This window comes from Nocardia alni (assembly GCF_019038435.1).
Taxonomy (GTDB): Bacteria; Actinomycetota; Actinomycetes; order Mycobacteriales; family Mycobacteriaceae; genus Nocardia; species Nocardia alni.
Window position 1 is genome coordinate 1 of record NZ_JAGPOX010000410.1, and the last position, 383, is coordinate 383.

Annotated in this window: 1 protein-coding gene; it reads left to right on the forward strand. The window is 70.5% G+C overall.

Going from position 1 to position 383, the window contains the following annotated elements; genetic code table 11:
* Positions 1-121: 121 nt before the first annotated feature.
* The coding region (locus JZ791_RS47545) for a CoA transferase (protein ID WP_216904055.1) at positions 122-383 on the forward strand (262 nt) is incomplete at its 3' end.

Sequence of the window (383 nt, forward strand, 5' to 3'; positions counted from 1 at the left end):
ACGCTGTTCGCCTCGCAGGGGCTGGAAGCCGATACCGATACCCGCCCGCAGGCGCTGGGGCGCTTCATCGCCGACGAGACGGCCAAGTGGGGACAGGTGGTCAAACAATCGGGAGTGAGCCTTGACTGACCGCGCCGCCACCGGCGCACTGGCCGGCATCCGCGTGCTCGATCTCTCGCGCATCCTCGGCGGGCCGTACTGCGGCCAGATCCTGGGCGACCACGGCGCGGACGTGCTCAAGGTGGAGCCGCCCGAGGGCGACGACACGCGCACCTGGGGCCCGCCGTTCCAGGGTGGCGTGGCTTCCTACTACATGGGGCTGAACCGCAACAAGCGGGTGCAGCACCTCGACCTGTCCGGCGAGGAAGGCCGGGCCCGCGTGA